This is a genomic window from Clostridium aquiflavi (genome assembly GCF_031344075.1).
In the GTDB taxonomy this organism is placed as follows: Bacteria; Bacillota; Clostridia; order Clostridiales; family Clostridiaceae; genus Clostridium; species Clostridium aquiflavi.
In genome coordinates this window covers 1-9,145 of record NZ_JAVJAN010000066.1, presented here as the reverse complement: position 1 = coordinate 9,145, position 9,145 = coordinate 1, and the positions used below count along the sequence as shown (strand labels likewise).

Here is a 9,145-nt window from a genome sequence, read left to right as displayed (position 1 = left end):
TAAGCAAAGTGGGCTGAGTAATTGAACTTAGGAATGCTAAAATGAGTATAGTCCCATTTTAGCTTGCTCCCAATATAAAATTGCGACAAGCAGTAAATGTGATTATCAAAATGAAACTCGACTTCGCTGAGTAAGTTCGAAAAGCTAAATATAAAATTTAGGTTCTCACTTAAGGATTCTCAAAGTCCAATTACAATGCCACTTTACCTATTGCATATATCAACACGCATTTAAAACAGAGCCTTAATTTAATTAGTTACATCATATCATAAATATTAATACCTTTAAAGAAGTTAGATCATAACATAATTTGGTATAAAAATAAAATATTTAACATGTAAATGTTTAAAAAGTTTAATTTATATTTCAATTATGATAGTATGATAATAAATGGATAGAAAAACAATAGATGAAAAGAGGGATTTTGATGAAATATGCATTAGATGTACATACGCATACATTGGTTAGTGGTCATGCGTATTCTACTTTGATGGAGAATGCTAAAGCAGCTTCAGAAAAAGGAATAAAAGTTTTAGGTACAACGGAACATGGAGTAACAATGCCAAATTCTCCTCATATTTGGTATTTTCATAATTATAAAGTACTACCAAGAGAAATGTATGGAGTAACTATGCTTTATGGTGTAGAAGCTAATATAAGAGATTATGAAGGGAATTTAGACATGGATGACTATACACTAGATAAGGTAGATATAGTTATCGGTAGTATTCATCCACAACCAGAAGTATATAAGGTTGGAAGTAAGGAAGAAAATACAAATGCATTTATAAATGCAATAAAAGGTGGAAAAATTGATATAATAGGTCATATTGGAAACCCACAAGTGCCAATAGATTTTGAAAAAGTAGTAAAATGTGCTTTTGAAAATGATGTTTTAGTTGAAATAAATAATAGTTCTTTTACAACATCAAGAGTTGGAAGTAAAAAAAATTGCAAGGAAGTAGCTTTATTATGTAAAAAATATGGTGCTAAATTAGTTTTAAATAGTGATGCACATTTTTGTACTAAAATAGGGGAATTTACAGAAGCAATTGAAATACTGAAAGAAATAGATTTTCCAGAAGAGCTTATAATTAATAGTATTCCAGAAGAATTAATATTAAGACTAAAGAAAAAAGGAAAGTTAAGTGATTTAGAAATATAAATCGAATATATGTTTTAGCAAAATGTTGATATATACAATGCCATTTTGCTTGTTGTATATATCAACATTTTAAATATATTAATTCGTATAATTGGGAAAAAAGGGGGAAGTTTATATGGAAATATTGAGAATTAATGAGAGTGATATAGAAGAATGTGCAAAGATTTTTATAGAAGCATTCAATGAAGAACCATGGAATGATAATTGGACTATAGAAAGTGCATATAGAAGATTGCATGATATATATAAATCTCCTAATTTTATAGGGGTTAAGTATACTGAAAATAATGAAATTTTTGGAGCACTTTTTGGAAATTGCGAAGAGTGGTTTGAAGGAAGACAATTTAATATAAAAGAAGTATTTGTTTCAAAGAGAATTCAAGGAAAAAGCATTGGAAGTAAATTAATTAATAGTGCTGAAAGTAAAGTAAAGAAATTGGGTGTAGATTTTATGTTTTTATCAACTCAAAATAATAATTTAAAGAATTTTTATTTAAAACATGATTTTAAAGAAACTAATTCTTTGTGCATAATGTCAAAAAAAATTCAAAATTAAACTAAATTTTTTTGTAAGATAGGAAAATGTGAAATTGGATATTTTCCTATCTTATTTTATAATTAATTATTAGAAATGGTAAACTTTATTTTGAATCAGAATGATAATGTTCGTATTATTATAAAATAAAAATTAAATAATAAAAAAAACAGCACTAAATATATTAAATGTATATTATATATATTAAAAAGTTAAAAAATACTTGCATTAATTTAAAAATGAATATATAATTAAGTAACAAATTTATAGAACGTTCGGACGAAGGTAGTGGGAGAGTTATTATTATTTATAATAATACACCGAAGAGGGAAATCTTTCAGGTATTAGGACCGCTACTGGACGAGCCTCTGGAGAGACTCATAGTTATATGAGCACCGAAGGAGCAAGGCAAATTTTATTTGCTGAAACTCTCAGGTAAAAGGACAGGGGATAGGATTATTAAACTCATTTTGAGTTAATTCTTATTCTCCTCCATAATCAAAAATTAAGGGGGATTTTTTTATGTTATTATCAAATTTCTTATTATCAACAGCTGGAGTTCAAAGTTTTTTTGAAAAAATAGACAGCATTATCTGGGGACCACCATTACTAATTCTTTTAGTTGGAACAGGTCTATACCTAACTTTTCGTCTTAAATTACTTCAAGTATTCAAATTACCTATGGCTTTAAAATTTGTTTTTGGAAAAGATGAAGAAGCTAAAGATGAAGATGCACAAGGAGATGTATCTAGTTTCGCAGCTTTATGTACAGCTTTATCAGCTACTATAGGAACAGGAAATATAGTTGGAGTTGCTACAGCAATAAAAGCTGGAGGACCTGGAGCATTGCTTTGGATGTGGATAGCAGCATTTTTGGGAATGGCAACAAAGTATGCAGAAGGTTTACTTGCTATAAAATATAGAGAAGTAGATGAAAATGGAGAAATGTGTGGAGGACCAATGTATTATATACAAAATGGTCTTGGATTAAAGTGGCTTGCAAAATTATTTGCATTCTTTGGTGTTGGAGTTGCATTTTTTGGAATTGGAACTTTTGGTCAAGTAAATTCAATAGCAGCAGCAGCAGCTAATTTCAATATACCGTTAATTGTAACAGCAGTAATTGTAACAGCGTTAGTAGCATTAGTAACTTTAGGTGGAATAAAGAGAATATCTAAAGTTTCAGAAACTCTTGTGCCATTTATGGCTGTAGCATATATAATTGGAGCACTATTAGTTCTTGCATTTAATTATACAGCTGTTCCTAGTGCAATAAGATTAATATTTGAAAGTGCTTTTAATACACAAGCTATAGGCGGTGGCGTTTTAGGTATTACAGTTACAATGGCTATAAGAAATGGTATAGCCAGAGGTGTATTCTCTAATGAATCAGGCCTTGGTAGTGCACCAATAGCAGCAGCAGCAGCAAAGACAAATTCACCAGCTAAACAAGGATTAATATCAATGACAGGTACTTTTTTTGATACAATAATTGTTTGTACAATGACAGGTCTTGCAATAGTAATAACAAGTGGATCTACTGGGATATTTGAAGTTGGTGCAACAATAGAAGGGGCTGGTCTTACATCAGCAGCATTTGAAATAGGATTACCAATTGCAATTTTAGGAAAATATATTGTTAACATAGGATTAATATTCTTTGCATTTACAACTATTCTTGGATGGAATTATTATGGTGAAAAATGTATTCAATATTTATTGGGTATTAAATCAATTATGCCATATAGAATAGTTTATATAATATTAGTTGCTATAGGACCATTCTTACCATTGGAACTAATATTTATAATAGCAGATATAGTTAATGGTTGTATGGCGTTCCCTAATTTAATAGCATTAATAGGTCTTAGAAAAGTTGTAATTAAAGAGACTGAAAAATTCTTTGAAGAAATTAAAGCAAAAGATTCAATTGAAGAAGTAGTAGCTTAATATAGTTTTAATGTTTAAAGGAGTTATCTGAAAGATAGCTCCTTTGTTTTATATAAATATTAAATGAGAAAGATATCTAAACTCACCTCTTGAACTCTACCAGAAATTTTTATAGAATACCTTTTCATAAACACACTCCCTTATGTTATAATATGTTATAGTATATTATAACATAAGGTATGTAAACCTTGTGAAAAGGTATATAATAATTATTATAATGCATATAATAATTATGTAGCATAAAAGGAGGGTATCAATATGAGTGAAAAAACTATGGTCTTAATCAAACCAGATGGAGTAAAAAGAAATATAATAGGTAATATTATTAGTTGCTATGAAGCTAATGGCTTAAAAGTCGTTGAAATAAAAATGATGAAAGCAACAAGAGAGATAGCAGAACAACATTATTCACAACATAAGGGAAAAAACTTTTATGAAGAATTAATAGAATTTATAACTGGAAGTCCATTATGTGCTATGATTTTAACTGGAGAAGATGCAATAAATAAGGTTAGAAAAATAAATGGGGCAACAAGTCCTGATGATGCTGAAGAAGGAACTATAAGACATAGATATGCTAGAAGCAAGACTGAAAACTGTGTTCATGCATCAGATAATGCAGAGAGTGCAGAATCAGAATTAAAATTGTGGTTTCCAGAAGTTAATTTAGGTATATAAAAATAAACTAGCATACTAACTAGTTATTTATTTGAACGTGCCTTATAATAAAGAAATCCTTAGATAAAGTAAAATTTATCTAAGGATTTTTTATTATTTAGCTGTTTTGATTTTCATCCAAGCATCATCATATAATTTTAATGAATCACCTAAATCAGTAAAAATTTCACATTTATCTAGAACTTCTTTTGATGGATAAATGCCTTTGTCATCTTTAACAGGATCTTCTAACATATCATAAGCACCTTTATTAGGTGTTGAATATCCTATGTAATCAACATTTTGTTTTGCATTTTCAGGATCGCATAGAAAGTTGATTAATTTTTCAGCATTTTCTTTATTTGGAGCACTTTTGGGAACAACCATACCATCAAACCATTTATTAGCTCCTTCTTCAGGAATAACGTACTCTAATTTAGGATTCTCTGATCTTATATAAGCAGCATCTCCAGACCAAACAGTTGCCATAATAGCCTCTTCACTTATCATTTTATCTTTAACTTCATCTACATAATAAAGTGGTGAAATTGATTGCTTTTGTTTCACTAACTCTTCAGTAGCAGCATTTATTTCATCAGGATTTCTACTGTTTATAGAATATCCAAGTTTCTTTAATCCAATAGCAAGAGTATCTCTCATTGAATCAAACATTATTATTTGTTTATTATTATATTTTTCATTCCATAATATATCCCAACTATTAACAGGTTCTGTAACTAAATCAGGGTTATATATTATTCCTATAGTACCCCACATATAAGGAACAGAGCATTTGTTATTTGGATCATAAGATAAATTTTTATAGCGATCATCTATATACTTATAATTTGGTATGTTATTAAAATCTAATTCTTCAATCATATCTTCTTTTGTCATTTTTTCAATCATATAATCAGAAGGTATTACTAGATCGTAACTACCTGGGCTGCTTTTTAATTTTTGATACATTATTTCGTTTGTATCATAAGTGGAGTATTCAACTTTAATACCAGTTTCATCTTGAAATTTAGCTAATAAATCTTCATCAATATAATCACCACAATTATAAAAATAAACTGTACCATTTTGTCCTACATTTTTATCAGAACATCCAGAAAAAAGACTTATAGTCAATAAACTTGTTAATGCTAAAGCACTGAATATTTTAAATTTTTTCAAATTGTTCACCCCTTGTAAGATTTTGCTTCTTATTTACTATTATTAATAAAGTCAAAACAGTCAAGAACATTAATGTTGAAAGAGCATTAATTTCTGGCTTAATGCCTCTTCTAGCCATAGAATAAATTTCTATAGATAAATTAGTAACTCCAGGACCTGTTGTAAAGAAACTTATAACAAAATCATCTATTGACATTGTAAAGGCCATAAGAAATCCTGAAATTATACCAGGCTTTATTTGAGGTAGTATAACTTTTCTAATAGCATATAGTGGAGTAGCACCTAAATCTTCCGCAGCTTCTACAGTATTTTCAGGTAACTGTTTTAATTTTGGAAGAACTGAAAGAATTACATAAGGAAGATCAAATGTAATATGCGCTAATAACATAGTAATAAATCCAAATTTTAAATTAATAAATATAAACATAGACATAAGTGCAATACCTGTAACTATATCTGGGTTTAAAACAGGTAAATAATTAACATTTAAAATAAGAGACTTTTTTTTGCCTTTAATTTTATGTATACCAATTGCACTTATTGTACCAACTATAGTGGCTATAATTGAGGCTATAACAGCAATTAATAAAGTATAATAAAGTGCAGACATAAGTCTTTCATTACCAAATAATTCCTTATACCATTTAAGTGTAAAGCCAGTCCATCTTCCCATGGTTTTTGATTTATTAAATGAAAATACCATCAAAGTGATGATAGGAGTATATAAGAATAAAAATATAATAACTAAATAGGATTTTTTAATAAAATTCTCTAATCTACTTACCATAATTGTCCACCACCTTCTTTGCTGTCATCATTTTCGAATCTAGAAGTAATACCCATAAATATTAATATAATTATCATCATTAATATTGAAATGGCAGATCCAAAATTCCAATCACCCATGGTTGTAAATTGTTGCTCAATGACGTTTCCAATCAACATATATTGACCTCCACCTAATAATCTTGAGATTACAAAGGTAGAAACAGCAGGCATAAATACCATAGTGACCCCAGAAATTATTCCAGGCATGCTAAGTGGTAACACAACTTTTGTAAAAACTTTAAATCTATTTGCACCTAAATCATGTGCAGCATTTATTAAATCCTGATCCATCTTTATTAATATTGTATAAATAGGAAGAACCATAAATGGTAAGAAGTTATAAATCATTCCTAGTAAAACAGCACCATCATTATAAAGAAAAGAAATAGGTCCTATACCTAGTTTACTAAGCAAAAGATTTATTAAACCTGTTTTTCCTAAGATAGGTACCCAAGCATAAGTTCTTAATAAAAAATTCATCCACATGGGCAAAATAAATAACATTATTAAAAAATTTCTTTTATCTAAATTTATTTTTGAAATTATATATGAAACAGGGTATCCAATAATTAAACAAGCTATAGTTGATTCAAAGGCTAATATTATAGACTGTTTAAATATATATAAGTATTGAGAATTAAATAAATTATTATAATTTTCCAAAGAAAATGAATAACCTGAGTTGTTTTTTGTAGTAAAGCTAAAAAATAAAACTATAATTAAAGGAACAACTATAAATAGTGCACTCCATACAAAATAAGGATATGCTAAGATTGAAGTATTTTTTTTACGCATTGTCATCACTCTTTTTCATAATATGTATATCTTCAGGATGTATGTCTAATCCAATTTCATTATCAACATCTACAGATTTTGTGTTGTGAAGAATGAATGTAAAATCATCTACGTCCACTTGCATTTCATAATGAACTCCTTTGAACATTATAGATTTTACAATACCTTTAAGCATTCCTTTTTCAGCTTCAACTATTTTTATATCTTCAGGTCTTATTACTACATCAATACTTTCTATTTTTTCAAAACCTTTGTCAACGCAGTCAAATCTCTTGTTGCAAAATTCAACTTTAAAATCATCAATCATTATTCCGGTTAAAATATTGCTTTCACCAATGAAATCTGCAACAAAAGCATTAGCAGGTTCGTTATAAATATCCTCAGGACTGCCCATTTGTTGAATAACACCTTTATTCATAACAATTATAGTATCAGACATAGTTAAGGCCTCTTCTTGATCATGAGTTACGAAGATAAATGTAATACCAACTTCTTGTTGTATTTTCTTTAATTCTATTTGCATTTCTTTTCTCAGTTTTAAATCCAATGCACCTAAAGGTTCATCAAGAAGTAATACTTCAGGTTTGTTAACTAAAGCTCTTGCTATTGCAACTCTTTGTTGTTGTCCACCACTTAATGAAGTAATACTTCTTTTTTCAAATCCTTTTAATGCAACAAGCTCAAGGATCTCTTTAACACTTTTTCTTATTTGATCTTTAGGGAGTTTTTTTAATTTAAGCCCAAAAGCGATATTTTCGTATACATTCATATGAGGAAATAATGCATACTTTTGGAATACGGTATTTACTTGTCTTTTGTAAGGTGGAAGATTAGATATATCTTCATTTTTAAATAAGACTTCTCCAGTATCCGCTGTTTCAAAACCAGCAATTATTTTTAGGGTAGTTGTTTTACCACAACCGCTAGGTCCTAATAATGTTAAAAATTCATTTTTTCTAATAGTCAAAGATAAATTATCTAATATTTTTTGTTCACCGTAAGATTTACTTATGTTATTTAATTTAATTATATTATCGCTCACCAAAAAAGCACCTCTCTCTAAAATTTAAAATGATGGTGGAGTACTTATCCAAATAACTTTTGCTGGTGTTCTACCAGCGTTAGAAATATAATGATTAACCTTTGGTTTAAAGTAAAAGCTTTCATTCTTTTTAACTTTTAGTTTTCTTTTTCCCAAATGTAGATAAATACTTCCAGATAATACATAGCCAAATTCTTCACCGTCATGTGGTTCTTCCTCAATATATTGTCCACCTGGCTCAATAGCAATCATAATTGGTTCCATAGCATTCTTTTGAGCATTAGGGACTAGCCACATTAACGAATATTTTAACTCTTCATCATCTGTTTTAAACATATCATCATTGCTAAATATAACTTGTTCTTCTTTTGTTTCACTAAAAAACTCATTTAAATTCGTTCCTAAAATTTCTAATATGTCCATTAAAGTAGCAATTGAGGGAGAAGTTAAATCATTTTCAAGTTGAGATATAAATCCCTTAGATAACTCACACCTATTTGCCAATTCTTCCTGGGTTAATTGTTTTTCCATTCTTAATACACGAATCTTTTCTCCAATTTGCACAATATACACCTACCGTCGAATATATAATATACTCACTTTTACTAAACCTTAAGTTTAAAATTACTAAACAAACAATGATATTATATAAATTTTAGAGGTAAAAATCAACATTTTTTTAGTAAAAAAAGAAAATATTTATTCTTTTAACCATTTATTTTACTTATTATTAAAGAATGTGTTTAGTATTATGTAAATTTAAGTATACATATACTAAGGTGTAGAAAAAAAATTTACTTTTTTATATAAAAATTAAAAAATAAGGCTATGCTTTAGCAGCGTGTTGATATATGCATAAGCAAAGTGGACTGAGCAATTAAACTTAGGAATACTAAAATGAGTATAGTCCCATTTTAGCTTGCTCCCAATATAAAATTGAGACAAGCAGTAAATATGACAATACTCATTAAGGATTCTCAAAGTCCAATTACAA

The 9,145-nt window shown here is 28.4% G+C and carries 9 protein-coding genes and 2 riboswitches; of the genes, 4 read left to right on the top strand and 5 right to left on the bottom strand.

The genetic code is table 11. The features are described 5' to 3' along the window. Nucleotides 1–427: 427 nt before the first annotated feature. The 4 genes from RGC78_RS15410 to ndk all read left to right on the top strand — a co-directional run bounded on the left by RGC78_RS15410 (nucleotide 428) and on the right by ndk (nucleotide 4,328). Nucleotides 428–1,165: a phosphatase gene (locus tag RGC78_RS15410; protein ID WP_252212528.1), complete on the top strand. Its 738-nt coding sequence runs from the start codon at nucleotides 428–430 to the stop codon at nucleotides 1,163–1,165. 115 nt (nucleotides 1,166–1,280) lie between these two features. Then, nucleotides 1,281–1,721, top strand: coding sequence for a GNAT family N-acetyltransferase (locus tag RGC78_RS15405; protein WP_252225574.1), 441 nt, complete (start codon nucleotides 1,281–1,283; stop codon nucleotides 1,719–1,721). Between the two features lie 258 nt (nucleotides 1,722–1,979). Further along, a riboswitch (glycine riboswitch) is annotated at nucleotides 1,980–2,063 on the top strand. Nucleotides 2,064–2,065: 2 nt separating this feature from the next. Continuing rightward, a riboswitch (glycine riboswitch) is annotated at nucleotides 2,066–2,150 on the top strand. A 72-nt stretch (nucleotides 2,151–2,222) separates the two neighbouring features. After that, nucleotides 2,223–3,650: an alanine/glycine:cation symporter family protein gene (locus tag RGC78_RS15400; protein WP_309556916.1), complete on the top strand. Its 1,428-nt coding sequence runs from the start codon at nucleotides 2,223–2,225 to the stop codon at nucleotides 3,648–3,650. A gap of 258 nt (nucleotides 3,651–3,908) precedes the next feature. Then, nucleotides 3,909–4,328: a nucleoside-diphosphate kinase gene (gene ndk / locus RGC78_RS15395; protein WP_003370585.1), complete on the top strand. Its 420-nt coding sequence runs from the start codon at nucleotides 3,909–3,911 to the stop codon at nucleotides 4,326–4,328. A gap of 93 nt (nucleotides 4,329–4,421) precedes the next feature. On the opposite strand, the gene RGC78_RS15390 is transcribed toward ndk, so the two are convergent. The 5 genes from RGC78_RS15390 to RGC78_RS15370 are packed head-to-tail and all read right to left on the bottom strand — an operon-like array spanning nucleotide 4,422 to nucleotide 8,715. After that, nucleotides 4,422–5,486, bottom strand: coding sequence for an ABC transporter substrate-binding protein (locus RGC78_RS15390; protein ID WP_252212525.1), 1,065 nt, complete (start codon nucleotides 5,484–5,486; stop codon nucleotides 4,422–4,424). Then, the gene (locus RGC78_RS15385; RefSeq protein WP_252212524.1) at nucleotides 5,473–6,273 is read right to left on the bottom strand and encodes an ABC transporter permease; all 801 of its coding nucleotides are present in this window, start codon (nucleotides 6,271–6,273) and stop codon (nucleotides 5,473–5,475) included. Before RGC78_RS15385 ends, RGC78_RS15390 begins: the two co-directional genes overlap by 14 nt. Beyond that, on the bottom strand, nucleotides 6,267–7,109 hold the full coding sequence (locus RGC78_RS15380) for an ABC transporter permease (protein ID WP_252212523.1): 843 nt from the start codon (nucleotides 7,107–7,109) through the stop codon (nucleotides 6,267–6,269). Before RGC78_RS15380 ends, RGC78_RS15385 begins: the two co-directional genes overlap by 7 nt. After that, nucleotides 7,102–8,154 (bottom strand): spermidine/putrescine ABC transporter ATP-binding protein, encoded by a 1,053-nt coding sequence (gene potA / locus RGC78_RS15375; RefSeq protein ID WP_286673970.1) that lies wholly within the window; start codon nucleotides 8,152–8,154, stop codon nucleotides 7,102–7,104. Before potA ends, RGC78_RS15380 begins: the two co-directional genes overlap by 8 nt. A 21-nt stretch (nucleotides 8,155–8,175) precedes the next feature. Next, a complete protein-coding gene (locus RGC78_RS15370) occupies nucleotides 8,176–8,715 on the bottom strand; it encodes a helix-turn-helix domain-containing protein (protein WP_252212522.1) in 540 nt (179 codons plus the stop codon). Nucleotides 8,716–9,145: the final 430 nt, after the last annotated feature.